This window comes from Streptomyces typhae, from assembly GCF_009755605.1.
Lineage (GTDB): Bacteria > Actinomycetota > Actinomycetes > Streptomycetales > Streptomycetaceae > Streptomyces > Streptomyces typhae.
Genome location: NZ_WPNZ01000005.1, coordinates 417,882 through 443,996 on the forward strand (window position 1 = coordinate 417,882; position 26,115 = coordinate 443,996).

Sequence of the window (26,115 nt, forward strand, 5' to 3'; positions counted from 1 at the left end):
GCCGAGCTGAGCTGAGCTGAGTATCCATGCCGAGCTGACCTGATCTGTGCCGAACTGTACTATATTGATATGTATTGATCTGTGCTGAGCTGATCTGTGACGAGCTGAGTCGATGGGTGTCTGGGTGGTCAGTCGGGTCAGTCGAGGGCCCGGAGTTCGGTGAGCACGTCCAGGGCCGGTGCCGGGCCTGTCTCCGGCTCCCAGCTGACGCACACGGTGGTGAACACGTCGCGGTAGCGGCGGTGGATCTCGCGGGCGGCTTCCGCAGGGCTGCCCGCGACCGCGAACGCCGCGAACACCTCGTCGTCGACGAGCCCGCCCATCTCCTTCCAGCGGCCCCGCAGCGACAGGGCGTGCAACTCGTCGTGCAACGCACCCCAGCCGTGCTGCTCCAGGACCTTGCGGTAGGCCGGCGTGGACCCGTAGAACGCGATCCGTTCCCGCACGCCACGGACGCTGCGCGCCAGTTCGTCCTCCGTGCGGCCGGTCGCGGTGAGGACGTTGCCGACGACCTCGAACGGCCGCTCCGTCCACGCGGCGCCCTGCGCCTCGGCCGCGGACCGGGCCTCGGCGATCGCCGGGAGCACCTGCTGCCGCACGTACTCGGCGGTGGTGAAGACATGGCTGACGAAGCCGTCGGCGACGGCCCCGGCGCTGCGCACCATCAGCGGGCCGACCCCGGCCAGGAGGATGGGCGGGACCGGGGCGGCCACCCGGGGCGGCGTGAAGGGCGGGGGCATCAGCGTGTGGCGGTAGAAGTCGCCGCGGAAGCGGAGCCTGTCGCCGGTCTGCCAGCTGTGCCAGATGGTGCGCACGGCCTGGACGAACTCCCGCATCCTCGCGGCCGGCTTGTCCCAGGGCATGCCGAAACGTCGCGTGATGTGGGCCTTGACCTGGGAGCCGAGGCCGAGCACCGCACGGCCGCCGGAGATCTCGTGCAGACCCCAGGCCTCGTACGCCATGGTCATCGGGGTGCGGGCGAAGGCGATCGCCACGCCGGAGCCGAGCTCGATGGACGAGGTGGTGTCGGCCGCGCGGGCCAGTTGCAGGAACGGGTTCCGCGCCGTCTCCGCCAGGGTGAACTGGTCGATGCCGCGCGCCTCGGCCTCGGCGGCGACCACCCGGACGTCCTGGAAATGCGCGGGACAGTTGAGGCCGAGCTTCATGCGGCGTCCGGAGGGGCGGGTGCCCGAGGGGCGAGTCATGGCCGTGACGCTCCCTCCGTGAACGCCCCGGACGACTCCGCCGCCGGGTACGGGACTCCGTCGTCGGCTTCCACGGCAGGGCGTGGTGCGACGGTCAGTTCGGCGTAGGCGAGCGTGCCCATGGCGGAGGCCGCCAGGACGGCGCGCCGGGTGGGGGCCGTGTGCTCCTGGGCGAACAGGCCCACGACGCGTTGCAAGGGGGTGAGACAGCCGGCCTGCGCGGGGGCCCCGACGACGACGACCTCGCACGCGCCGCCCGTGAGGCGGTCGAGCCACCGGGCGGCGGCCGTGCCCACCGCGGAGTCGTCGAGGACCGCGTCGATCCGGCCCGGCGGGTCGTCGCCCAACAGCGGTCCGAGGACGGCATCGGCGTCGCGCCCCGCCGACTCCGGGTCCAGGAAGGCACCGCGCGCCCCGCATGTGCCGTAGCGCGCGTATCCGCCCACCACGGGCTCGCAGTACAGCACGGCGGCGCCTGCTTCCGTTCCGTCGGCGGACGCCTGCGACGGTGGCCCGGTGGCGGCCGACGGCCCTGCGTCGGCGGCGGATGTCGGCCACGCCCCGGCAGTGGGCGGCGGCCACGCCCCGGCGGCGGACGGCGGCCGAGGTCCGCTCACCGGCGACCGCGGCTGCCGCCGCGACTGCGTCTGGGACGGCGAGAGGGCCTCCTCGACCGCCGCCACCAGGACCGCCCGCGCCCGGCCCGCCGCGACGGCGCGGGCCGCGATCTGCAACGCCTCGAGTCCCGCTGTGACGGGGGAGTTGACGGTGAGGTTGAAGCCGGTGATGCCGTGCTCCATCGAGAGTCGGCTGGCGAACGAACTCATGGCGATGAAGGGGCTGCTCGACGGAGACATCTCCTCGGCGCCCGCACGCATGATGGTGTGGTCCATCTCCTCCAGCAGGGCCGCGCCGGTGTTGTTGATGGCCACCGCCGCGCCCCGATGGTCACGTCCGGTCTGCGCGAGCCGGTCCCCGGCGTCGCCGACCGCCAGCCTCGACGCGGCGAGCAGGTACTTGCAGGCGTCGGGCAGCCGCCGGTATCCGCGTCCCGGCAGGGCGGACTCCGCCTCGAACCAGCCGGGAGCCACCGCCCCGGCCGGAGCCGGCGCGTCCGCGGGCCCGGACACGCCCGGAGCCACCAGACCCAGGCCGACGACGGCCAGTTGACCCGTACGCGCGGTACTCATGATGCCCGCGGTGCTCACGGTGACCACTGCGATGCCTCCCTGACGACGCCCTTGACGACGAGGGACGTGTTGTTGCCGCCGAACGCGTACGTATTGACCAGGACGGCGGGCGCGGCCAACGGCACGGGACGCTCCTGCGGAACCCATACGTCGCACTCCGGGTCCTGGTCGATGGGGATGTTCGCCGGGCTCTGCCGGTGGCGCAGCACGAGGGTCGCCGTGAGGCAGGCGAAGGCGCCCGCCGCACCGGTCGTGTGGCCGATCATCGCCTTGAGCGAGAAGAGCGGCAGCTCGCGCACGCGGGCGCCGAAGACTCTGCGCAGGGCCTGGCTCTCCACCACGTCGTTGAGCGGTGTCCCCGTCCCGTGCGGGATGACGCAGCCCACGTCGCTGCTGCTCAGCTTCGCGTCAGCCAGCGCGTCGGACATCGCCCGGACGATCTGGTCCCCCGAGGGGTCGGGGGCCGTCGCATGGTGGGCGTCACAGCTCCAGGCCGCACCGGCCAGTTCTGCGTACGGTTCGGCGCCGCGCCGCCGGGCGTGCTCGGCCGCTTCGAGCACGACCATGGCCGAGCCGTCGCCGAACATGGTCCCGGCCCGGTTCCGGTCGAAGGGCCGGCAGCGCAGCGGATCCGCGGCTCCCAGCCGGTTGAACGCCCCCATCCCGGCCCGCGTGGCTCCCTCGGCCCCGCCGACCAGGACCGTGCTCGCCTCGCCCGCGCGGATCATGTCGAGGCCGATCGTCAGCGCGTACCCGCTGGCCGAGCAGGCGTTCCCCACGCTGGTCTGTGCCGCCCGGGAGCCGATGGCCGCGCCCACGACAGCCGCCGCGGGGGTCAGCGTCGTCCATGTCGTCCGTCCCGCGCTGCGCTGGAGCTCCTGCATGTCCGAGTTGCCCAGCTCGACGCCGAGCACCACGGGGACGGCCGCGCGCGTCTCGTCCCGCACTCCTGCGTCGGCGAGCGCCTGCTCGGCCGCGGCGACCGCCAGGCGCGGGCTGCTTCCCAGCTCCACGCCGGCGTGGGAGGACGGCTCGGCGGGCACGTCGGCCCGGTCGACGAGATACATCTTCTTGGTCCGCATGTTGAGGTCCGGCAGCGGAATCGCCTGCGGCTCCCCGCCGCCGGCGAGCAGGCCGTCCCAGTAGGCGCCGACACCCGTGCCCAGGCAGGAGATCGCACCCAGGCCGGTGATCACGACACGCGGATCGCTGGCGAACGTGTTCATGTGTCCCTCCTACGAGGGGGCGTGGGGGCCGTTCCCTGAGGGGGAGTGGAGGCCCGTCCCTGAGGGGGTGTGGGGGCTGTTCCCCGAGGGGGAGTGGAGGCCCGTCCCTGAGGGGGCGTGGGGGCCGTTCCCCGAGGGGGCGTGAGGACCAGCGCCGAGACGGACGTCCCGTCGCACTCCCAGGCTCCAGCCCCGGACCAGGCTCCAGCCCCGCTGACATCCCCGGCTCCGGCCCGAGCCTCAGCCCCGCTGACATCTCCAGCCCCGGCCCGAGCCCCGCTTCCATCCCCGGCCGCCCCGGCCCCGGCCCCCGCGACAGCAAGCACCGCCTCGTCCCCCATCCGCTCCACAGCCATCGCGCACTGCATCACGCCGAGGGCCCCCGAGCAGCGCCCGAACCGCACGGTGGGCTCGGCGTCCAGGCGCCGCCGGATCGCCGTGGCACCCGCCGCCCGGACGGCGGACGGCTCGTCGGCGGCTCTGCCGTACCCGCCGATCTCCGCGCGGATCCGCGCCCCGCGGCTCTCGGCCTGCGGCACGGGTTCGAGCACCAGGCCCACGGCCCCGTCGAGCCACCTCGTGCCGCCGGTCTCCCGGTGCAGTCGGGCCACCGGCTCAGTGTCCGGTTCCACGCCGATCACCAGCGCCGCCGTGGCCCGGCCCGCCGCGATCAGGTTGCGTGCCGCGGCCACGGCGTCGAGCCCGCCCGAAGCACCGTTGCACAGCGTCAGATTCGGGCCGCGGATCCCGTGGTTGAGGGCGATCCACGCCGCTGAGACGGCGCTCGACAGATGGGGAACGCGCATCGGGCTGATGTCCCTGCTGCAACTGGTGGCGATCGTGGTGACGCAGTCGCACACCGCGTCCAGGTTGCCGAAGTTGCTGGAGACGACCACCGCCGCGCCGTCCAGTTCCGGCGCGCTCAGGAGCCCGGCGTCCTCCAGCGTCCACTGCGCCACCCGCACCGCGAACCGCGACGACCGGTCCTTGTGCCGCATGCCGCGCACGGCGAGGGCGACCGCCGGGTCGAAGCCGGGTCCCGCGACGGCCCAGCCCACACCGGTGATCGCGGTCCGCACGGCAGCCGCGGCGCTCACCGCGACGCCCCTTCCACGATCGCGACGGCGTTGATGCCGCCCATGCCGACGGCGTGCACCTGCGCGGTGCCGAACGGCCCCGGGGCGGGCGCGCCGATGACGAGGCGCAGGTCCTTCGCCTCCTCGATCGGGGCTGTGAGGTCGCTGATCGCGGGCAGGGCCCGGGTGCGGACCGATTCGAGGGCGACGACGAGGTTCAAAAGACCCGCCCCGCCGGAGATGTGGCCCATGCCGCCCTTGATCGCGGTGACGAGCGGGCCCGGGTCGGCGGCCTTGAAGACGTCCCGCAGGGCGACCGCTTCGGCCAGGTCGCTCTGCGGTGTGCCGCTGCCGTGCACGACGACGAGGTCGATGTCGTCGGGCGCGACCGCCGCACGCCGGTGCGCGTCCTCGATCGCCCGGACGATCCCGGCGGCATCGGGCGCCGTCGGATGCGAGGCGTCGCAGTTCATGCTCACGCCCCGGACCCGGCCGTGCACGCGGCCGAGGTGCGCCCCGGCGCGCCGCACCACCACCGCCACGGCACCCTCGCCCATGATCATGCCGCGGCGCGACCGGTCGAAGGCGCGGATGGTGTCCGGGGGCGGGAACTGGATCCGGTCGAACCCGCCGAAGGAACTCGCGGGGATCGCGTCGGTGCCCGCCACCACCACGGTGTCCGCCTCTCCGAGGGCGATGAGGTCGGTGGCCATGCCCAGTCCGTACAACGAGGCCGCGCAGGCGCTCGCGACCGTGTGCACGTGGTGCAGGCCGAGGGCGGTGTGCAGGGCGGAGGTGAAGTGCAGGTCGGTGGGGGAGAGGGGGCCTTCGTGCCGCCACCACAGTTCGGTGGTCCGCATCTCGCGGTGCGTGGTCCCGACCAGGACCGGCAGCCCGGGATCCGGTTCCGGCAGACCCGCGTCGGCCAGGGCCTCCCGGACCACGCGGACCAGCCAGCGGGTCGCCCGCAGCGGCTCCTCCACGCCCGGGTGCAGCCGGTCGGGAACCTCGTACGCCGCTCCCGCGCGGTACTTGGACGCGTCGAACGCCGACAGCGGCGCCGGGCCCGAGCGGCCGGAGCACAGGGCGCCGTGGATGTCGGCGACGGTGTCGCCCAGGGCGCACACCGCGCTCATTCCGGTGATCTCCCAGCTCATGCGCCGCCCTCCGGACTGCCGACGGGGCCGCCGGACCGGGGGCGGAGCCGGAAGCGGGCCAGCTTGCCGTTGGCGGTGACCGGGAGTTCGCCGATGAGCTCGATCCGGGAGGGCCTCTTGTACGGGGCCAGCTCCGCGCGCAGGGCCGACCTCACCGCCTTGCGGACCTGGTCCGGGTCGGCGGGATCCCGCGCCACGACGTACACGGTGGCCTGTTCGAGGCCGGTCCGGTCGGTGCTGCCCACGACCGCGCAGTCGGCGACCCCCGGGGCGTCCCTGACGACGCGCTCGATCTCGGCAGGTGCGATCTTGTAGCCGCCGAGCAGGAGCATGTCGTCGGCGCGGCCGACGTGGCAGAGCTCGCCGCCGGGCGTCCGGTAGGCGATGTCGCCGGTGTAGACGCCGCCGTCGGCGAAGGTACGGGCGGTGTCGTCGGGGCGGTTGAGGTAGCCGAGCGCGGCCGACCCGGTGACGAGGTGCAGCCGGCCGGGGATCTCGTCGCCCACCGGCCTGCCGGCGTCGTCGCGCACGGTCGCGGTCACCCCGGGGACGGGGAAGCCGATCGATCCGGGACCGGCGGCCCCGCGCCTGTGGGGACGGCGCTCGGGCGGCGTGCCACCGGACGCAGCCGGAGCACCGCGCGCGGTGTCCGGCCCCGCGAAAGCCGCCACCACGGTGTGCAGGACCTCGGTCGCCCCGAACCCGTTGAGCAGCGGCACGCCGAACACTTCGGTGATCCGGGCGGCCAGGGCGCCGGGCAGATGCTCCCCGGTGGCCACGGCCAGACGGAGCGAGCCGGTCCGCACCGCCTTGCCCCGTTCGGCGAGTTCGAGCAGACCGGCGTAGAGCCGGGGCACGGAGAACAGGACCGTCGGCCGGTGCTCGGCGAGGGCCGCCGCGACGCCGTACGGGTCCGCCTGCCCGTCGAGCAGCACCGAGCAGGCGCCCGCCGTGTACGGGTACAGCAGCGAGTTGCCGAATCCGTATCCGAAGGACAGTTTCGCCGTGGACAGCACGACGTCGTCGGGGGTGAGGCCGAGGAGGCTGCCGGCACCGCGCAGAACCGCGTGCACCGCCCGCAGGCAGTGCCGTACGCCCCGGGGTCTGCCGGTGCTGCCGGAGGTGTACTGCACCAGGAGTTCGTCGGTCGCGGCGAAACCGGCCGGTGGTGGCGTGGGCCCACCCGCCCGCAGCGGGCCGGGGCCGACGAGCAGCCCGGCTTGTCCGGCCGCTCTCCTCCCGGCGTCGATCGCTGCCAGTTCGGCCCGCAGGGCACCGGCTTGTTCCGGGGCGACGTTCAGCTCGGCGAACTCCGCCTCGCTGTCCCGGACGATGAAGGCGACCTCCGCGGTCCGGAGCATCGGGTGCAGCACAACGGGCACGCACCCGTGCCACCACAGGCCCAGTACGGCGGTGACCGCCGCGACGCAGTCGTCGGAGACGACGACCGCGCGGCAGCCGGGCCGCACCCCGGCAGCCCGCAGCCGTCCCGCGTAGTCCGTCACCGCGTCCCGCAGACCGCCGTAGGTGACCTCGCCCACCCGGCGGTCCACCCCGCAGCGCCAGCCGCCGGGGTGGCCGAGCAGCAGCGACTCGACCGGGTTCGCCGTGCCGGTGGCGGAGTTCATGTCACTCGGTGCCGATCGTGCAGCAGCCGCATCACATCACCGACGCTGTCCATCCGCGCGGCGTCCGCCGGGGCGAACTCCGCGCCGCAGGCACGCTCCAGGGCCACGATGAACTCCGCCTTGTGGAGCGAGTCCATCTCCAGGTCCACGTAGAAGGACTTGTCGATCCCGACGTCGGCAACGTCGATCTCCAGGACACCCGCCACCAGTTCCTGCACATCCCGGTCGGTTACCACGGGTGGTCACCTTCTGACTTTCCTGATCGCTTCGGTGACGAGCGACTCGCTCGTCACCCTTCCGGCTTGCGTCAGTGAGACACGTACGTCGGCGGAGCGCTCGTTCATCATGTGCAGCCTGGCCTCGGCGCGTACCTCTCCGGGGCGTGTCACCGTCAGGTACCGCACGTCCAGGCGGGTCGTCACGAACATCATGTCGTCCTCCAGGAGGCTGCACAGGACGAAGCCCGCGGCCTGGTCGTGGATGCCGGCGACATGGCCGCCGAAGGCGACGTCCGGTTCGACGCACAGGTCGTCGGGGATGCGGAAGGTGACCGCGACGAATCCAGCGTGCCATTCCATCGCGACGACCTGGAGCGCCAGGCGCGCCACATAGGCCGGAACCGGAGTGCCTCCGGCGGCGATCTCGTCGAGCATCTTCTGCCGCATCGTCAGGGCACCTGACGGCGAGGATCCGTCCACGTACGCTGCCACCTTCCTGGTCGTGGAGCCTTGGTGTGCGGCCTCGTCGCCGAGGCCCTGTCATGGGGCGGGACTGTGCCGGCCGGAGCGGCTGCGGCGGGCGATGAGCCAGACCAGGGCGGAGGCCAGCGCGAACGCCGTCACCACCACGACGAGGCCGAACATCATGTCGGTGCGCAGCGCCGGATAGTCCAGGGACGCCAGGTCCCCGCGGAAGCCCCGGAAGAACGCCACACCGATCACGGCCACGCCCAGCGACGAGCCGATCTGCTGCGCGGTGGACAGCGCCCCGGAGGCCGCCCCGGAGTCGTCGTGGCGGACCCGGGCCAGGACGAAGTTCAGCAGCGGCCCGAGCACCAGCCCGAGCCCGAGCCCTGTGAACACCATCGAGGGGACCATCGCCCACCCCAGATGCCGCCCCGAACCGCTGCCGCCGAGCGTGGCGATCATGAGTGCGCTGCCGACGACGCCTGTGACACACCCGGCGAGGATGGTGCGGGGCGCGTCGAAGCGGGACACGATCCGCGCCGACCACAGCGACGTGAGCGTGCTTCCCACCGCGTACGGTGCCATCGTCGCCGCCGCCGCGAGCGCGCCGTATCCGAGCCCGTACTGGAGGGTGACGGAGAAGTACAGGAAGAAGGGCACCACCGCGGAGAAGTACACGAGATACAGGGCCAGGGCCAGCCGGAACGTGGGATCCGTCCACAGTCCCGGCCGCAACAGCGGTGACTTCCCCTGCCGTTCGAGGGCCGCCTCGAGCCGGAGGAAGACGGCGAGCAGCACCGGCACGCAGAGCAGCAGCAGCCATCCCCACAGCGGCCAGCCCTGGTCACGGCCGATCGTGAGCGGTACGAGGAGCGCGACGAGGAGCAGGACGACGGTGAGCGAGCCCGCGTAGTCGAGACGCAGCCGCAGTCCCTTGTGCGCCGGCACCATCCGGGGCGCCAGCGCTGTCAGGACGATGCCGACGGGAATGTTGATCAGGAAGATCGGCCGCCATTGGAGCCCGGCGACATCCGCGGAGATGAGCAGCCCGGCGATGAGCGGTCCCGCGATGGTGGCGCAGCTCACCACCGCGCCGAGCAGGGCGAACGCGCGCCCTCGGCGTTCCGCGCCCACCGCGATGTGCAGGACCGCGATGACCTGCGGATACAGCACCGACGCCGAGAGGCCCTGCCACACCCGGGCGGCGATGAGCTGCTCCGGGCTCTGCGCCAGACCGCAGGCGAGGCTGGCCAGGGTGAAGGACACGGCGCCGATCATGAACATGCGCCGCCTGCCGTACAGGTCCCCCAGGCGGCCGCCGGTGATGAGCATCACCGCGTACGCGACCACGTAGCCCGCGACCACCAGCTGCACGTCGGGCACGTCGGCGCCGAGGTCCCGCTGCAGACTGGGCACGGCGACGTTCACGATCGAGGTGTCGGCGAGCAGCATGAAGGCGGCGCCGAGCACGAGCGCCGTGGCTCTTCTCTCCGCCGGCAGGAAGCGGGTGGGCGTCGACGCGGTCGGTGTCAGGGAGCCGCTCATCCGGGGGCTCCGTGCGGTAGGAGCCGGTGCCGGCGGACCTTCATCGTGCCGGTGAGCGGGAAGTCGTCCCACGGCCGATACTCGACCCTGGTGTTCCGCGGCAGCTCCGCCGCGTCGCGGGCCTGCTGCCAGCGGCCCTCGTCGACCGGTTTGCCGTCGGTGGTGGCCGCCACCGCGGTGACCGTCCCCTCCACGGAGACGATGACGACCTCCGCCAGCTCGGGGAGCTCGTCGAGCAGGACGTCCTCGGCGCGCAGGGTGCTGGGAACGCCGAGGACCTGGTCCACGTGCCGGTCGAGGAGTTCCACATGGCCGTCCGCGCCGAGCGCGCCGATGTCGCCCATGGGCCACCAGGTCTCACGTCCCGGCAGCGGCGCACGGCCGATCATCGACTCGGCGCGGGCGGGGGTGCGGACCTCGATGTGCCCGGGGGCACCGGCCGGGAGCGGCGACCCGGCGTCGTCCACGACGCGGATCTCCATGCCGGGGAACGCCGTACCCACGTCGCGGGAGTTGAGCCGCCCCCGCTCGTGGAGGTCGGAGCGGGTGGTCATCAGGATCGTCACCGGGCCGGTCTCGGTCTGTCCGTACGCCTGGATGAAGGTCGGGTCCGGGCGGTCCGACGCCTCCAGGAGGGTCCGCAGCGTCCGCGGGTGGATCGCGTCGAAGCTGCTGATGTACCGCTCGACCGTGCTGAACGGACTGGGTGTCTCGCGCGCCAGTGCTTCCCAGCGCAGGAACATGTTCGGCTGCGCCTCCAGTGCCTCCGGCCGGTACCGCAGCAGCGCCTCGCGCACCGACGGCAGGTCCGGGGAGGTGATGCCGAGGAACGGCAGCCCGGTGTTGAGCACGGTCAGGAGCCCGGACGACATCCGCACATGCACGAACGACAGGCACTTCGCGCTGATCCCGGCGCTGCCGAGGGACTGCACCACCCCTATCTGCGGGGCTACATGGGCGTACAGGGAGTCCACCGTGTGCACGAGGAGCTTGGGTTTCCCGGTGGTGCCGGAGGAGTGCGTGATGAGGGTCCGGTCCGAGCCGGAGCGGCGGGTGATCCGATGGGGCGCCGACTCGCCGAGCTCGACGGCGCCTGCCACCGCGGCCTCGGGGGTGAGTGCGAGGACCCGGGCGGCGACCTCGCCCCACTGCCCCTGCCAGGGACGCAGAACCGCGGCGCCGTCGGTGTCGATCAGGAGGTAGGGCCGCTGGAGTTCCTTGAGGCAGTACACGAGGTCGGCCGGCTCCATCGTCACCGAAAGCAGCGCGGGCAGCGCACCGATACGGGCGACGGCGCACTGGATCGCCTGGATGTCGAAGTGATTGGACTTGACCAGGGCGACCACCGCGCCCGGCCGCACTCCGGCACCCCACAACCGGTCGGCGTAGTCCGCGACGACCGCCGCGAAGTCGCCCACCGTCTCCGGGGAACGGCACGCCGAGATCCACGGCGTGTCCGCACACAGGGTGACCCCGCCATGGTCTTCGGCGGCGATTCCCGGCAGCAGGCCGAGATCTGCGCTAGGGAGCACGGCATCCTCCTCCGTCATGACCACTCTTCGAGATGGCACGGTCCGGTGTCCCGCGCAGGGCGAGCCAGGGCGAGTCCACCGTCGGCTGGTCGACGACGCACAGGTCCGCGCGCCCTGCCAGGACGATCGTGTCGACGTCGGACGCCGCGATCGATCCCGCCGCTATCACGGCGAACGCGCCCTTGCCCCCGGCCTGGTTGCGGAGCCGGTCCGCGTACACGTCCCGGTCGGCCCGCGTCCCGGCACAGACGTGGACCGCCGCCGCGCCGCGTGCCGCGAACTCGTTCGCGATCCCGGTGACCGCGTCGACGCCGTGGCCGCCCGGACACCACTGAGCGGGTGCGATGCGCAGGCTGACCGGCCGCTCGGCGGGCCACACGGCGCGGATCGCGGCGAAGACCTCCAGGGCGCGGCGGACCCGGTCGGCGGAGGGAGTCAGGGACATGCGGGACAGGAGCGCGGAGAGCGGACGGCCGTGGGCGCAGTCCAGTTCCAGCAGGTCGAATCCGGCGGCGGCGCGCCGGGCCGCGGCGGCGAACTCGCGTCGCAGTTCGCCGAGGGGCTTGGTGGCGCCGTCGGGGCCGTAGTAGCCGAGCCGCACACCGATCTTCGCCGGCGAGTGGGTGTGGACGAAATCCACCACCCGCCGCCACCCGGAGACCTGTTCACCGCTGAACAGCCCGGCACCGCCGCGGGCGTCCGTGCCCGCGGCGGACACGGACACCGGCCCGGTCATCACCAGACCGGCCCCGCCGAGGGCGGCACCGCCCAGGTACACGAGCTGAAGGTCACCCGGCACACCGTCGCGGGCGGGGAACACTCCGGCTGCCCCGCCGGGGGCGATCACGACACGGTTGACGACGTCGAGGCCGCCGAGCGTGAACGGCTGGAGCATGGGCGGGCTCGTCCCGTCGGATGCGCTGCCGTGGCCGGGCGCGCTCGCCGGGCCGGGGGCCACCGGGCCCCCCGCCGCGTCGGCGAACCACCGTTCCGCACGGGCGATGAACGTAGGATCCCTCCGGCGCAGACTGGCGTAGGACACCCGGCGGCTGCGGGTCAGGAGGTTGACCGCGAACTGCTGCGGTTCCTGGTGGGTGTAGCGGTCGACGTTCTCGAACCACTCCCGGCTGGCCTGCGCGGCGCGCTGGAGGGAGGCGACCGCCGGGCGGCGCTCGGCCTCGTACGCGGCCAGGGCCGCTCTCGTGCTCGGCTGCTCCTGGAGGCTCCTGGCCAGGGTCAGCGCGTCGTCCATCGCTATCTTGGTGCCCGAGCCGATGGAGAAGTGCGCGGTGTGCGCCGCGTCGCCGATCAGGACGACGTTGCGGTGCCGCCAGGTGTCGCACCGCACGGTGGGAAAGCGGAGCCAGCGCGAGTTGTTCCCGTACAGCTTGTGCCCGTCCAGGATCTCCTTGCACAGTTCGGCGATGATGCCGATCGAGCGTTCGTCGCTCTCTCCCGGGGAGAGCCGCGGGGGAGCGGCGGCCGCGAACCCGGCCGCGCGCCAGGAGGGTTCGGACAGCTCCAGGATCAGGGTGCTGGTGTGCCCGGAGTCGGGATAGGCGTGCACCTGTACGGCTCCGCCCGGTGTGTCCACGACGTAGAACTTGAACGAGTCGAGCTCCAGGTCGCTGCCCAGCCAGATGTACCGGCACTTCCCGGTCTCCACCGTGGGCCGGAAGGCGTCGGCGTACCGCTCACGGATCAGGGAGTTCGCGCCGTCGGCGGCCACCACTACGTCATGGTCGGCGGCGAGGGCGTCCACGTCGGTGATCTCGCTGCTGTAGCGCACCGGGACACCGAGTTGAGCGCAGCGCCGTTGCAGGGTCAGGAGCAGCGCCGCCCGGCTCATCGCGGCGAACCCGTTCCCGCCCGCCGTGAACGTGGTGCCGCGGAAGTGCACGGCGATGTCGTCCCACCGGGCGAGCATCGGCCGCATCCCGGATACCACGGCCGGATCCGCGTGCTCGATCCCGCCGAGCGCCTGGTCGGAGAGGACCACCCCGAACCCGAACGTCTCATCGGGCGCGTTCCGCTCCCAGACGGTGATCTCCCGCGCGGGGCCGAACTGCCGGGCCAGCAAGCTGAAGTACAGCCCACCGGGACCACCACCGATCACAGCGATCCGCACCTCGACCTCCCCCGCACCGGGCGCCCCTGCAGACGTTCATGACCTTTCATCACGTTCTGTGTACGCACCGCGCTCCGTGGACGACGCACCGCGCTCCGTGGACCGGGCCGTGGCGGCCGACGGCGCCAGGATGTCCTCGATCAGCTGTGGCGGGACCGTGGCGTCGTCGAACCACCGGCCGCCGAGCGGCCGGGGAACCGGCATGATCTGGTCGTTCGTGTAGGACAGGACCTTGCGGTTGTAGCGCAGGATCTCGTCCCGGAGGTCGGCGGGCAGCTCCTTGTCGAGCAGGAGGGCCTTCTCCATCTCCCCGAGCAGTTCCCGTGTCTCGTCGATCGTTCCGAGGACGGCCTTGCAGAACCCCGCGGGGAGGACTCCGTACTCACCCTTGATCTCCACCAGGCGTGTGATCGCCTCATAGGAGACGTCCTGGAGCTGCCGCCTGCTGAGCCAGTTCGTCTCGTAGTTCAGCCGCCGGTACCAGAGGGGTTCGATCATGGCCTGGCGGTGTTCTTCGAGTGTGCGGTGGTGGATACGGTAGCCGTGTTTCTCCGGCTCCTCGAAGAACTGTGACCCCGGGTCGAGGAAAGGCACCATGGGGCAGATGAGCGGAAGGGCGGCCCAGCCGCCGAATTTCCGGATGATGCGTTCCGAGTACGCGATCGTGTCCATGACCGATTGCCGGTCCTGATGGGGCATGCCGATGAAGAACCAGATCATGATGCCTTTCACACCGGCATCCAGAGCCCTCGGAATCCATTCCTCCATCTGCTCCATGGTGTAGTTCCCACGACCGGCGGCCTTGCTGATTCTCAGGTCGTGGGACTCGGGGGAGAGCATGATGTAGGAATCCGTCGACTCGCCCATTTTCTTGAGGATGTCGGGTGGCGTCAGGCTGAACTGCTCGAAGTGGACGCTCTTGTATCCGAGCTCTTTCACGGCGTCCAGGTACTGGTGCATCCGCGTTCTGTTCTCGGAATAGCACTGCAGCGCGTAGATCGAGGTGCGCTTCGCCGCCTCCCGCATGGTGCGCAGCTCTTCGACGACCAGATCGTTGTCCTTCTGCACCAGGGTCCTGCGGACGCCCATGATGTTGCGGTAGGCGAATCGGGAACCGCCGCACCAGCCGCAGTCGTGCGCGCAGCCGGTGTTGGGCAGGGTCATGATGAGCTTGGACGCCGACGGCCCGCCGTCGGCCGCCTCGCGGTAGTACGACCAGTCGTTGCGGACGTTGTTGTAGTTGTTGTCCGGCGTGTGCGAGAAACCCGTGGTCCGGACGGCGCCGTCGGCCTTGTACAGCAGGTTCGGGATGGCCCGGAAGTCCCTGCTGCCCTGCCGGACCCTGGTGACCAGCTCGGTGACCGGGTCGAGGGTGTCGTAGCCCTGGACGACGACATCGACGCTCGGGTACTCGATCAGTTCCTTGGCGTAGTACGTCGCCGAGATGCCGCCGAAGATCGTGAGCGCGTCGGGGTGCACTGCCTTCACGACGGCCGCGAGCTCGACCGAGCCGTGGCAGTGCGCCATCCAGTGCAGGTCGAACCCGAAGATCGGTGCCTCGAAGCGGGCGAGTAATCGCTCGACGTCCATTTCGGGATGCAGCAGCATCAACGAGGCGACATTCACTATCTTTGTGTCGAACCCGTGATCGGCCAGGCGCTGCTTTATGGAGAACCAGCCGATGGGGTAAATCTCGTAGACCGAGGTGACATTGACGCTGTCGCTGTCACTCAGATAAGCGAACAGCATGTCGTCGCGCTCGCGGAAGTCATAGACACTGGGCGCGTGCAGAAGAAAAAGATCCGCCTCGAGTCGCGACGTCGACGGCTGTTCCGTGATGGTCATTCACGGCCTCCCCTGGCTCTCTGCTCGCCAGTTCAAGATTCACCATCTTTTCCGCCACCCTAAAGGTTTGTCAAGGGCCGGTCGGCTAAAGGTTGCCCCACAGTGGATCTCCGCGCTTCGGCGTTAGTGGGACGGGTGAGTTCGGGAATGCGCTCTTCGGACCGGGGGTGGCCTGCGGGAACACAACGCCGCCTTGATCGCCCGGTGAACGGTGATCAATGCCGCCGCTCCGGGCGGCGGCCGACGACCGTGCGTCGCACACCTAATTCCCAGGACGGATGTCGGGTTCCCGGCAGCAGGTGCCGGCTGAGGAGGGAGTTTGACGACAGGCTCTAGTACGGAGTGTGCGTACGGTCTGTCACCGTGTGTACGTACGGATGCGATAGCGCAGCCCGGAAGTGGAGGTCAGCCAGCCGGAGTCCTCCGTGACCTGCCATCCCGCATCCGGGGTGGGGGCGTAGGTGTCGCCGTTGACGGTGGCGTCGACCTCCGTCACCGAGAGGGTCGTCGCGTGCTCCAGGGCGGCACGGTAGATCTGACCGCCTCCGATCACCCAGACCGCGGCGGGAGCTGCCGGTTCCACCGGTGCCGCGGCAGGAGCGGTCGCGGCGCCCGCCTCCGTCGGCCGGCCTGCGAGTTCCAGGGCCTCCGCGACGGAACCGGCGCGCTCCGCTCCCTCGGCCGCCCACCGCGGGTCACGCGTCACCACGATGTTGCGCCTGCCGGACAGCGGACGGAAGCGCGGCGGCAGCGAGTCCCACGTCTTGCGCCCCATCACCACCGGACGACCGAGAGTGGTGGCCTTGAAGTGAGCCATGTCCTCCGGCAGCCGCCACGGAATCGCGTTGTCCGCGCCGATCACACCACCGGAGGTCTGCGCCCAGATCAGCCCGACGCTCATACCGCGACCGGTGCCTTGATGGCCGGGTGGTGCTCGTAGCCGAGCACCTCCACGTCGGCGTAGGCGTAGTCGAAGAGCGAGACGGCGCGGCGCAGACGCAGCTCGGGGAACGCGTACGGGGTGCGCGAGAGCTGCTCGGTCACCTGCTCCACGTGGTTGTCATAGATGTGGCAGTCACCGCCGGTCCAGATGAAGTCACCCGGTTCGAGGCCGACCTGCTGCGCCACCATGTGCGTGAGCAGGGCGTAGCTGGCGATGTTGAACGGAACACCGAGGAACAGGTCCGCACTGCGCTGGTACAGCTGGCAGGAGAGCCTGCCGTCGGCGACGTAGAACTGGAAGAAGGCGTGACACGGCGCGAGAGCCATTTTGTCCAGCTCGGCGACATTCCAGGCGGAGACAATCATCCGACGGGAATCCGGGTCCTTGCGGAGTGTCTCCAGGACGTCGCTGATCTGGTCGATGTGCCTGCCATCCGGCGTGGGCCAGGAACGCCACTGGGCGCCGTAGACCGGCCCGAGGTCACCATTCGCGTCGGCCCACTCGTCCCAGATGGTGACGCCATGCTCCTGGAGCCAGCGCACGTTCGAGTCGCCGTTCAGGAACCACAGCAGCTCGTGCACGATGGACCTGAGATGCACCTTTTTGGTGGTGACCAGCGGAAACCCCTGCGAGAGGTCATAGCGTAGTTGGTGCCCGAACACACTTCGGGTGCCGGTGCCCGTCCGGTCGGCCTTGGCTGTTCCGGAGGTGAGTACCAGCTGCAACAAGTCTTCGTATTGGGTGTCCGCCACAGGCGCCGAGTCTACGCGCTGTGACCGGGTGGCCTGATCGCGGGCCTCGCGCGGCGCGGGCCGACGGCCGCGTCGCGCAGGCCGTGGGCCTGCGGAGGAGGCGGCGTACGGGCCGGGCGTGTTCCGCGCAGCGCCGGGTACGACCGCCGCGCAGCGTCGGGTACGACCGCCGTACAGCGTTGGTGGGTATGACGGCCGTGCAGCGTCGGGTATGACTGGTGCATGCATGAAGAGACCGCACAGTCCGCGATCGACACGTTCCTCTCCGCGTTCAACGCCTGAACGACAGCTATGTGGTTTCGCTGCTCTCCCAGGCGCTGACTCCTGACGTGGTGTTCTGGGGGCCGCTGGGCCGCGTCGACGGGATCGAGGCGGTCGAGCGGTTCGTCCTGGACATCCGGCGCCACCCGGCGGGCACGGGCACGATGGTGCGCTGTTCGGCAGTGGACATGCCGGGCGAGTGGGCCCGCTACCAGTGGGTCTTCACCACCCCGGACGGAGGCCCACGCCTCGCGGGAACGGATGTCGTCCACCTCCGGCAGAACCTCATCGACCAGGTCGTCGTCTTCGCTGGGGAAATCGGGGCGTCCGCTTCCTGAACGGTCTGGGCGGCTTGACCGGCTTGACCGGTCTGGGCGGCTCGGGCGGCCTGCGCGATCTGCGAGTGGACACCGACGACCGGCCCGCGGACGAGATCGCCGCAGAGGTTCTCCGGCGCAGCGGTCGGCCGACTGATAATCGGTTGTCCGCCCAGGCTGACGACGGATGCAATGTCCGGCATGATCAGCCAGGCGTACCCGTCACGACGGGAAGAGAAGAACGCATACCGACCGGCCTCGCCACTCCGCACTCCGGGCGAACGGCAGCCGCACCGTCGCAGGGGAGGCGGCACCGCATGAGTTCGCCAGCATCGTCGCCTGACGTGCGGCCCGCATCGCCTGAAACGCGGCCCGCGTCACCCGAGGAGCGGCCCACGTCACCTGAAGTGCTGCGCCCCGAAGGCCCGTCCATCCGGATCGGAGCCCTCGTTCCGCTGTCGCGGCCCGGCTGGGTCGAGGCGGGCCGACACCTGCTCGCAGGTCTGGAACTGGCCGTCGACGAGGTCAATGGCGCCGGTGGGATCGGCGGAGGCCCACTGGAGTTGGTGGTACGGGACACCGCGGCCGATCCGCAGCGCGCCGCGGCGGCCGTCGACGAACTGGCCGGTCTGGGCGTGGCCGCCGTGGTGGGGGAGTACCACAGCGTCGTCGCTCGCACCGCTGCCGCCAGGGCCGACGCGGTCGGACTGCCGTTCCTGTGCTCGTCGGCGGTCATCGACGCGCTCACCGGGCAGCCGACGGACCGGGTCGCACGGCTCGCACCGGCACAGTCCCACGGCTGGCGGATCTACGCGGACTTCCTGCTCGCCGCGGGGCACAGCCGTATCGCCGTGGCGTCCCAGCCGAGTGTCTACTGGGCGTCCGGGGCCCGCATCCTGCGGGACCACCTCACTCCGCGCGGCGGCACCGTCGTCGAACTCGACGTGAACGAACTCGACCCGGCGGCCGTGTGCGACGCCCTCGTCGAGCATCGCGCGACAGCTCTCCTTCTTCTCGCGGGGGTGCCGGAGCCGGCGGTGTCGATCGTCGGGGCCGTCCGCCGCGACCGGCGCCTCGCCGGGACCCTGATCGGTGCTCCGGCGGGACAGCCGGAGTTCGCCGGGTGGGCGTCGTCCCTGGGCGACGAGGGCGCCGCCGTCCCGTTCCTGCGCTATCTGCCCGAGCGGCTGGGCCCACTCGGCGTACGCGTCGAGCGCGCCCTCCGCCGACGACTGGCCGAAGCGCCCTCTTTCGTGGCCTTCGAGGGCTACGACGCGATCGTCGTCCTCACGGATGTGCTGCGGTCCCACGGAGCCGACCGGGCGAGCATCGCCCGAGCCTGGCCGAGCGTTGCCGTCGAAGGCACCCGCGGTCGGATCCAGTTCTCCCGCACGCCGGGCACCGGTGTCTGGCAGTGGACCTGGCCGCCGGTTCAAGTCGTCGATCGAGACCCGGCGGAACGCGACCGGTTCCGGGTCCTGCACACCGGCTGAGCGGGCTGACGCCCGCCGCCCTCGGCGGCCCGCACGGACCTCGCGCCAACAGGACGATCCACAGCGGGGAAGCAGCGGGGAAGCAGCGGGGAAGCAGCAGGGAAACGGCGAGGAATGAGCGGATGGGCCCCTGGTAGGGTGCGCCGATGTCTTCGATCAAGAAGTTCCAAGTCACCTTCGACTGCGCGGAACCCGAACGTGTGGCGCGCTTCTGGTGCGAGGTGCTGGGGTACGTGGCGCCGCCGCCTCCGGAGGGGTTCGCGACCTGGGACGGCTACAACGCATCCCTGGCGCCCGAGAACCGGGGCTCGTGGTTCGCGTGCAGCGATCCCACAGGTGTCGGCCCGCGACTGTTCTTCCAGCGCGTACCCGAAGGCAAGGCCGTCAAGAACCGGGTGCACCTCGATGTGCGGGTCGGCACGGGGCTCGTGGGAGAGGAGCGCCTCGCCGTGCTCGAAGCCGAGTGCGCGCGGCTTGTCGCGCTGGGTGCCGTACGCCTGCGCCTTCTGGCCGCCGATGAGGAGAACGAGTCGTGCCTGCTGATGCAGGACGTCGAGGGCAACGAGTTCTGCCTCGACTGAGAGGCTTGAGCGTGCGGTCCTGAGCGCCTTGCGTGAGTGACCCTTGACGCCGCGCGAGGGTCGGATTCCGGCACGGCACGCGGTCCGCCCCCGGGTCGATGGCCGACCCGGGGGCGGAGCAGTCCCGGTGCTGAACACCCGCGGACCCAGGGGGGCGACGGGAACAGGAGCGGTGTGCGAGCCCCTGGCCGAGGGATGTCAGAAGCGCACGTCGGAGCAGGCGTAGAAGGCGTTGCCGGTGTCGGCGATGGTCCAGACGCCGAGGATCAGGTGCCGGCCTGTCTTCTGGGGCAGGACGCCGGAGTGGGTGACCGTGGCGCCGGGCTGACGGCCGCCGAAGGGCACCGAGAGGAACGGCTGCGGGTCCAGGTCGGCCCTGGTCAGCGGCTTGGTCGCGTCCCAGCCGTCCTTGGTGATGTAGTAGCGGAAGTCGGTGGTGGCGTGCCGTGCCGTGATCCGCCAGACGAAGGTGTGGCTCTGGCCCGCGGTCAGCTTGGTGGTCGGCCAGTTCCCGCCGCGCGGGTCGTCCAGCTCGGAGAAGCGCCCGATGCCGCCCGCGCAGATGCGGCCGTCGGCGGGCCCGCGCGCGGGGAATCCCTTGGGTCCCTCGACGCTCGGCGGCTCCCACTGGATCTGCCCGCAGTTGCGGACGGTCCCGTTGCCGCACAACTGCTGGCGGCTGATGGGCGAGTCGGTGTAACCGTGGGCCTGGGCGCTGCCGCTGGTGGCGAGCATCGTCGACCCGGCGATGCCGAGGCCGACGAGTAACGAGGTGAGCTTCTTGCGCATGCGCATGGAGTGCTCCCGTGGTCCGGAGGTTGCGGAAGGGGGCGGACACCCACCTCGGTCGTACTGCCGGGGCTGACGGTGAGAACAAGGTGGCAGTACGGCAACAACCGGAGGGCGAGCGTCCGACGCGGTCTAGACCAAGTCTGAGAGTAGCTTGACGATTTGAGCATGTCCATACCAATGGTGGGTGCCGGTCAGGTCCGCTCCAGCGGATATTGAGTGGCCGTCGACGCGTCGGGTGGGCAGTCTTCATCCATGAACGCACAGGCCAATGACGTGCTGAGCCCCTCCTGGCTCGGGGCCCCGATCGACGCCCGCCGTCTGTTCGCCCCTGAACAGGCCGCGTTGATGGCCACATTGCGCGGCCTGGCGCCCGCCGACTGGGCCAGGGAAGCCGTACCGGACTGGACCGTCCGAGATCTCGCCGCCCACCTTCTCGGCGACTTCTACGGCCGCCTGGCCCGGGACCGCGACGGCCACCGGGAAGGTCCCTCCTTCGCGCCGGGTGAGCCCCTGGAAGCGTTCATCCACCGCGTCAACCACGAGTGGGTCGACGCCCATCGCAGGGTGAGTCCGGGCGCGCTCACCGCGACCCTCGATCTCATCGGCGGGCAGGTCGCCCGGTTCTTCGAGGCCACCGATCCCGACGCCCCGTCCCTCGGGGTGTCCTGGGCCGGGGTCGACCCGGCGCCGATGTGGCTGGACAGCGCCCGGGACCTCACCGAGTTCTGGACCCACCGCCAGCAGATCCGGCACGCGGTCGGCCAGGGCACCGACCCAGATCCGAGGTTCCTCTCCGTGGTTCTCGACACCTTCATGCGGGCCCTGCCGCACACCCTGCGCGGGGTCGCCGCGCGGGTCGGCACCCAGGTCCAGGTACGCGTCGACGGACCGGCCGGCGGCAACTGGTCGGCGACGGCCACCGGTTCCACCTGGTCGCTCGCCGAGCCGCCCGCCGAACGGCCCGCCGCGGTCGTCAGGATGGACGCGGAGACGGCCTGGCGCCTGTGCACCCGCGGGATCCAGCCGGAGGCCGCCCTGACCCGCGTCCGCGTCGACGGCGACCGTCAACTGGCGGAGGCGGCCTGCCGGATCGTGTCGATCGTCCACTGACCGCGACAGCGCCTGTCGACTGCGTTCATCTTCATGTCCCCGGCCGTGTCCCCGGCCGTGTCCCCGGCCATGTCCCCGGCCATGTCCCCGGCTGTGTCCATGGTCATGGCCACGGCCACAGTCATGACCACGGCCACGAGCATGACTACGACGTGGTCGTGGCGTGGCCGTGGTCCGCCGGGACGAGCGGGCGGCGCGATCCGTCTAGCGGGTGACCTTGGTGACCTGGCCCGCGCCGACCGTGCGGCCTCCTTCGCGGATGGTGAACCGCAGCCCCTCCTCCATGGCGACCGGCTGGATGAGCGAGACGTTCATGGTGGCGTTGTCACCGGGCATGACCATCTCGGTGCCCTTGGGGAGGGTCACGACGCCGGTCACGTCCGTCGTACGGAAGGAGAACTGGTCTTCTCGGCCTTGATGTCGACGGTCTCGTTGACCTTCAGGACACCGCGCTCGATCCGGCCGGTGACGACCGTGCCGCGGCCGGTGATGGTGAAGACGTCCTAGATCGGCATCAGGAACGGCTGGTCGACGTCGCGCTGCGGCTCCGGGACGTTCTCATCCACGGCCTTCATCAGTTCGACGACCGTCTTGGTCCACTCCGGGTCGCCCTCCAGCGCCTTGAGGGCGGAGACCTTGACGACCGGCAGGTCGTCGCCCGGGAACTCGCGGCGACGACGATGTACGGAACACTGGACTGGCGGGCCAGGAGCACGTGCTCCTTGGTCTGCGGCATCGGGCCGTCGGTGGCGGCGACCACGAGGATGGCGCCGTCCATCTGCGCGGCACCCGTGATCATGTTCTTGATGTAGTCCACGTGCCCGATCGTGCCGATGGTCGGAGCGGAGGTGCGTGCGCCCATGCCGGTTCTGGGCGTCGCCGTCAGGTTGACGCCCGGAGTCGCCGTCCGCCGATTTCAGGCCAGTTCGCTGCGGATCTGGGTGACGACGGCGCGGACCAGCTGGTCGAACTGCTCGTCGGCGGTGGGGAGGGGCAGCGCGGCGGCCTCACGGAGCGCGGGGAGGTCGAGGTCGGCGTGGCCCTCCAGCCAGGTGTCGGGCACGAGTGCGCTCCGGTCGGCTCCGGCGCGGGCCGCGGGCTGGTCCACCAGGAGGGCGAACGACAGGACGAGCAGGGAGAGATGGCGGTGGGCCGCGAGCGCCGCCGGGATGCCGAGGCCGATGTCCCGCAGGAGCGCGAGGAAGCGGTCCAGGTTGAGCAGGCGGTTGGGGTGCACCGAGGCCGGGGGAGTGTCCTCGTCGAGGGAGACGAGAAGGGCGCGGGGCCAGCGGCGGTACAGCTCGCGCAGCGAGCCGGCGTAGTCGGCGACGGACGCCTCCCACGTCGCGGCGCGCAGCGGCGGCGGGCTCCAGGAGCTGAGCATCAGATCGACGGCGAGGTGGACGACGTCCTGCCGGTCCTCGACGTAGTTGTACAGCGCCCGCACGGTGACACCGAGGTCGGCGGCCAGGGCGCGCATCGTGAGCGCCGGGAACCCCTCCGCGCCCGCCGTCTCCAGAGCCTTGGCGGCGATGATTTCGCGGGTCAGGACCGGGCGGCCCTTGCGCGTGGCGGGGCGGCGGCGGGAGGTGGCAGGCATGGCGTCAGCCTACGGTCCCACTTGAACTTCACACATGTTGACTTTAGTGGTCGGAGCCACCAGGCTGGCCGCGTACGCCAGATCACGCCCACTGACGCATGTGCCCGCGCACCTGCCCACGTGAGCTTGCGTGCGTGCCCGCGCATCTGCCTACGTGAGCTTGTGTGCGTGCCCGCGCACCTGCCCACGTGAGCTTGTGTGCGTGTGCGCACACCTGCCCGCGTGCGCCCGCACGCCTGCTCGCGCACGTCCACGCCCGGAGGTCGAATTCCGCATGCCTGCTCGTAGATCCCGTCGGCTCCCGCCACTGAGCGGGGTCCTGGTGCTCGTGATGGCGTCCACGGGCCTGGTGGTCGTCGACCTCACCATCGTGGCCATCGGGCTTCCACTGATCAGTACGGAGCTCGCGGACGGGGCGTCGGCCGAGTCCGTGGTGGTGACGTACATGGTCGCCATGGGCGCGCTCACCCAGGTCGTCGGAAGCCTGTCGGACCGGTGGGGCAGGCGGCCGCTGTTCCTCGCCGGGATCGCCGTGTTCACCGCGGCCTCACTGGCCGCGACGGTGGCGCCGGACCTGCTGTGGCTCGACGTCGCCCGCGTGGTCCAGGGCGCCGGCGCGGCGGCGATCATGGTGAACGGCATCCCCCTGCTCTCCGACCGCTACGAAGGCGAGGAGCGCGACCTCGCCATCGGAGCCTGGGGGTCCTTCGCGACCGCGGCCGGCCTGCTCGCCCCGACCCTCGGCGGGGTACTGGCCGACACCTTCGGGTGGCGGGCGGTCTTCGCGGTCAACCTGCCGCTCGGGGCGGCTGCCTGGGTGCTGGCCGTACGCGTGCTGCCCTCCGCGCCGCCCGCGCCGTCGGCACCGGACGCCGGGCGGCCGGACTGGACCGGCAGCCTGCTGCTCATGCTCGGCCTCGGCACGGCCACCCTGCTGATGCTCCGTGACGGCGACGCGTCGTGGTCCGGCCAGGACACCGCGGTGCTGCTGACCGCCTGCCTGGCGCTGGCCGCCTTCGCCTTCGTCCAGCTCCGCGTGCCCGCGCCCACGCTGGACCTGCGGATGTTCGGCCGCCCCGCGTTCTCCGGAGCCATGCTGGCCATCCTCCTCTCCCGCGTCCTGACCATCGGCGGCTCCGTCTACCTGGTGCTGTACTTCTCCGACGGCCTCAACCTGAGCCCGACCGCCGCGGGCCTCCTCATGACCCCGATCTTCCTCGCCCAGATCGCGATGGGCATGGTCGGCTCCAAACTGCTCAGCCACTGGGCCCCCGGCCTGGTGATCGGCTCCGGCTACCTGCTCAAAGGTGTCGGCCTCGCCGCTCTGGCGCTGCTCATCACCCCCGGCACGCCGTGGTGGGCCCTGCTTCTGCCGCTGCTCGCCTGGGGAGCGGGCGGTGGGATCGCCGGTGCGCCTGTCATGGCCGTCGCCGTACGCGTCACGGCCCCCGAACGGGTCGGCATGGTCGCGGGGACCGTCTCCACCCTCGCCTCCCTCGGCGCCGGCATCGGTACCGCGGCGCTCGGCGTGGTCTTCACCCTGCACGGCGGTGACGGCAGCCGGGCCGTGACCGACGGCGCCCGAGCCGTCATGGGCACGTCCGCGGCCCTCGCGGCCGTCGCCGTACTCAGCACGATCACACTCATCCACCCGCGCCGCGTGCCGCGCCCCGACCGGGGCGGAGTGCCCGTCTCCTGAGGGTCCGCGCCGGGACCGGTACTCCAGGACTGGCAGGCCAGGACCGGCAGGCCAGGACCGGCCTCGCTCGGCGACGGCTCACTATGCGCCATTGGTGAGCGCCCTCGGGCCAACCGGGTTGAGGCGGCGGGCTGTTGGGCACGGCTGTGCTCGACCGGGCACAGGTGTGCTCGACCGGGCACGGCTGTGCTCGACGGGGCACGGCAGCGGAAGGAGCCAGGGCGATGGGCGACATGGGCACGGCTGGTCGGCGGGCGGTGGACGGCGCCGAAGGTGTGGACGGTACGGACGGCACGGACGGCACGGACCGCGTGCGCGGCGGAGACGGGGGAGGCGCGGCACTCATCGATGCGGCGCTCGGCTTCGTGTTCCCTGCCGCGCTGAGGGCGGTGGCGCTCACACGCGTGGCGGACCACCTGTCCGACGGGCCGCGCACCCCTACCGCCCTGGCCGCCGCCACTGAGACGGATCCCGCGGCACTGACCCGGGTGCTGCGGCTGCTCGCCACGCGGGGCCTGCTCGCCGAGGACGAGCAAGGACGATTCCGCCTCGAGGCGTCCGGGCAGGCGCTGCGGTCCGATGTGCCCGGGTCGGTGCGGGACGGAATCCTCATGATCACCGACCGTACGTTCTGGCTCCCGGCAGGCAGGATGGACCAGTGCCTGCGTACCGGCGAGTCCGTCTTCGAGGACATCTTCACCCAGCCGTTCTTCGACCACTTCGCCCAGGACGCGAAGACCGCCGCCGTGTTCCACGACGGCATGGCGGCCATGTCCGGCGTGGAGAACGGGCCGATCGCCGCCGCCTACGACTTCCCGGAGACCGGCACCGTCGTGGACGTCGGCGGGGGCCAGGGCGGTTTCCTCGCCGCCGTGCTGCGCGCGGGACCGGGCCTCGACGGCGTCCTGTACGACCAGGCCCACGTCCTGGCGGGGCACGAGCTGGGGGACGACGCGGCGCTCGCCGGGCGGTGGTCCACGGCGGAGGGCGACTTCTTCACCGACGTACCCAAGGGCGACGTCCTCCTCCTCAAGCGCATCCTGCACGACTGGCAGGACGAGCAGTGCGTCCGTCTGCTGCGGGCCTGCCGCCGCGCGCTCGCTCCGGGAGGACGGGTCCTGGTGGTGGACGCGGTCATCGTGGCCGACAACCGCCCTCATCAGGCCAAGGACCTGGACCTCCTGATGATGACTTCGCTGGTCGGCCGCGAGCGCACGCACGAGAACTTCCGTGCCCTGTTCGCCGAGGCGGGTCTGCGTCTGACCCGGGTCCTGCCCACGCCCACGGTCCTGAGCGTCGTCGAGGCCCAGGCCATCGACGACGCGGCGGGAGCGGGCGGCTCCTGAGCT

Annotated in this window: 21 protein-coding genes and 2 pseudogenes; 6 read left to right on the forward strand and 17 right to left on the reverse strand. The window is 71.4% G+C overall.

The features are described from left to right. Positions 1 to 137: 137 nt before the first annotated feature. The 14 genes from GPA10_RS12095 to GPA10_RS12160 form a co-directional block, all read right to left on the reverse strand. Positions 138 to 1,205 (reverse strand): TIGR03617 family F420-dependent LLM class oxidoreductase, encoded by a 1,068-nt coding sequence (locus tag GPA10_RS12095; RefSeq protein WP_157165487.1) that lies wholly within the window; start codon positions 1,203 to 1,205, stop codon positions 138 to 140. Then, positions 1,202 to 2,422 (reverse strand): beta-ketoacyl synthase N-terminal-like domain-containing protein, encoded by a 1,221-nt coding sequence (locus GPA10_RS12100; protein WP_198351576.1) that lies wholly within the window; start codon positions 2,420 to 2,422, stop codon positions 1,202 to 1,204. Before GPA10_RS12100 ends, GPA10_RS12095 begins: the two co-directional genes overlap by 4 nt. Further along, positions 2,410 to 3,621, reverse strand: coding sequence for a beta-ketoacyl-[acyl-carrier-protein] synthase family protein (locus GPA10_RS12105; RefSeq protein WP_157165489.1), 1,212 nt, complete (start codon positions 3,619 to 3,621; stop codon positions 2,410 to 2,412). Before GPA10_RS12105 ends, GPA10_RS12100 begins: the two co-directional genes overlap by 13 nt. Next, entirely contained in the window at positions 3,618 to 4,718 is a 1,101-nt protein-coding gene (locus GPA10_RS12110) for a beta-ketoacyl synthase N-terminal-like domain-containing protein (RefSeq protein ID WP_157165490.1), read from the reverse strand. The genes GPA10_RS12105 and GPA10_RS12110 overlap by 4 nt, the downstream gene beginning before the upstream one ends. Further along, positions 4,715 to 5,854, reverse strand: coding sequence for a beta-ketoacyl-[acyl-carrier-protein] synthase family protein (locus tag GPA10_RS12115; RefSeq protein WP_157165491.1), 1,140 nt, complete (start codon positions 5,852 to 5,854; stop codon positions 4,715 to 4,717). Before GPA10_RS12115 ends, GPA10_RS12110 begins: the two co-directional genes overlap by 4 nt. After that, complete coding sequence (locus tag GPA10_RS12120) at positions 5,851 to 7,482, reverse strand: class I adenylate-forming enzyme family protein (protein WP_157165492.1); 1,632 nt, start codon at positions 7,480 to 7,482, stop codon at positions 5,851 to 5,853. The genes GPA10_RS12115 and GPA10_RS12120 overlap by 4 nt, the downstream gene beginning before the upstream one ends. Next, positions 7,479 to 7,718 (reverse strand): acyl carrier protein, encoded by a 240-nt coding sequence (locus tag GPA10_RS12125; protein WP_058850707.1) that lies wholly within the window; start codon positions 7,716 to 7,718, stop codon positions 7,479 to 7,481. The genes GPA10_RS12120 and GPA10_RS12125 overlap by 4 nt, the downstream gene beginning before the upstream one ends. A 6-nt stretch (positions 7,719 to 7,724) precedes the next feature. Further along, on the reverse strand, positions 7,725 to 8,180 hold the full coding sequence (locus tag GPA10_RS12130) for a hotdog domain-containing protein (protein ID WP_157165493.1): 456 nt from the start codon (positions 8,178 to 8,180) through the stop codon (positions 7,725 to 7,727). Positions 8,181 to 8,240: 60 nt separating this feature from the next. Next, the gene (locus GPA10_RS12135; protein WP_157165494.1) at positions 8,241 to 9,713 is read right to left on the reverse strand and encodes an MFS transporter; all 1,473 of its coding nucleotides are present in this window, start codon (positions 9,711 to 9,713) and stop codon (positions 8,241 to 8,243) included. Further along, positions 9,710 to 11,245, reverse strand: coding sequence for an AMP-binding protein (locus GPA10_RS12140; protein ID WP_157165495.1), 1,536 nt, complete (start codon positions 11,243 to 11,245; stop codon positions 9,710 to 9,712). Before GPA10_RS12140 ends, GPA10_RS12135 begins: the two co-directional genes overlap by 4 nt. Next, a complete protein-coding gene (locus GPA10_RS12145) occupies positions 11,235 to 13,373 on the reverse strand; it encodes an oxidoreductase (protein WP_157165496.1) in 2,139 nt (712 codons plus the stop codon). The genes GPA10_RS12140 and GPA10_RS12145 overlap by 11 nt, the downstream gene beginning before the upstream one ends. Positions 13,374 to 13,409: 36 nt before the next feature. Next, on the reverse strand, positions 13,410 to 15,218 hold the full coding sequence (locus GPA10_RS12150; protein WP_246259021.1) for a B12-binding domain-containing radical SAM protein: 1,809 nt from the start codon (positions 15,216 to 15,218) through the stop codon (positions 13,410 to 13,412). A 358-nt stretch (positions 15,219 to 15,576) separates the two neighbouring features. Further along, entirely contained in the window at positions 15,577 to 16,119 is a 543-nt protein-coding gene (locus tag GPA10_RS12155) for a dihydrofolate reductase (RefSeq protein WP_157165497.1), read from the reverse strand. After that, a complete protein-coding gene (locus GPA10_RS12160) occupies positions 16,116 to 16,913 on the reverse strand; it encodes a thymidylate synthase (RefSeq protein ID WP_343040704.1) in 798 nt (265 codons plus the stop codon). The genes GPA10_RS12155 and GPA10_RS12160 overlap by 4 nt, the downstream gene beginning before the upstream one ends. 222 nt (positions 16,914 to 17,135) lie before the next feature. Between GPA10_RS12160 and GPA10_RS12165 the strand changes: the two are divergent. From GPA10_RS12165 to GPA10_RS12175, 3 genes and pseudogenes are all read left to right on the forward strand, one after another. After that, positions 17,136 to 17,512 (forward strand): annotated as a pseudogene (locus GPA10_RS12165) (nuclear transport factor 2 family protein). Positions 17,513 to 17,808: 296 nt separating this feature from the next. Beyond that, positions 17,809 to 18,984 (forward strand): ABC transporter substrate-binding protein, encoded by a 1,176-nt coding sequence (locus GPA10_RS12170; RefSeq protein ID WP_157165498.1) that lies wholly within the window; start codon positions 17,809 to 17,811, stop codon positions 18,982 to 18,984. A 146-nt stretch (positions 18,985 to 19,130) separates the two neighbouring features. Next, entirely contained in the window at positions 19,131 to 19,565 is a 435-nt protein-coding gene (locus tag GPA10_RS12175) for a VOC family protein (protein WP_157165499.1), read from the forward strand. 198 nt (positions 19,566 to 19,763) lie between these two features. On the opposite strand, the gene GPA10_RS12180 is transcribed toward GPA10_RS12175, so the two are convergent. Further along, positions 19,764 to 20,354, reverse strand: coding sequence for a lytic polysaccharide monooxygenase auxiliary activity family 9 protein (locus GPA10_RS12180; RefSeq protein WP_058850769.1), 591 nt, complete (start codon positions 20,352 to 20,354; stop codon positions 19,764 to 19,766). Between the two features lie 255 nt (positions 20,355 to 20,609). Between GPA10_RS12180 and GPA10_RS12185 the strand changes: the two genes are divergently transcribed. Then, positions 20,610 to 21,467: a maleylpyruvate isomerase family mycothiol-dependent enzyme gene (locus GPA10_RS12185; RefSeq protein WP_157165500.1), complete on the forward strand. Its 858-nt coding sequence runs from the start codon at positions 20,610 to 20,612 to the stop codon at positions 21,465 to 21,467. Between the two features lie 204 nt (positions 21,468 to 21,671). Here the strand turns inward: GPA10_RS12185 and GPA10_RS12190 are convergent. Both GPA10_RS12190 and GPA10_RS12195 read right to left on the reverse strand, forming a co-directional pair. Further along, positions 21,672 to 22,290 (reverse strand): annotated as a pseudogene (locus tag GPA10_RS12190) (EF-Tu C-terminal domain-related protein); the annotation flags it as partial. Between the two features lie 93 nt (positions 22,291 to 22,383). Next, complete coding sequence (locus GPA10_RS12195) at positions 22,384 to 23,067, reverse strand: TetR/AcrR family transcriptional regulator (protein WP_157165501.1); 684 nt, start codon at positions 23,065 to 23,067, stop codon at positions 22,384 to 22,386. Between the two features lie 274 nt (positions 23,068 to 23,341). Here GPA10_RS12195 and GPA10_RS12200 point away from each other — a divergent pair, with 274 nt between their 5' ends. After that, positions 23,342 to 24,766 carry an MFS transporter gene (locus GPA10_RS12200; RefSeq protein WP_157165502.1) on the forward strand — a complete coding sequence of 475 codons (1,425 nt, stop codon included), beginning with the start codon at positions 23,342 to 23,344 and terminating at the stop codon, positions 24,764 to 24,766. A gap of 233 nt (positions 24,767 to 24,999) precedes the next feature. Further along, a complete protein-coding gene (locus GPA10_RS12205) occupies positions 25,000 to 26,112 on the forward strand; it encodes a methyltransferase (RefSeq protein ID WP_157165562.1) in 1,113 nt (370 codons plus the stop codon). Positions 26,113 to 26,115: the final 3 nt, after the last annotated feature.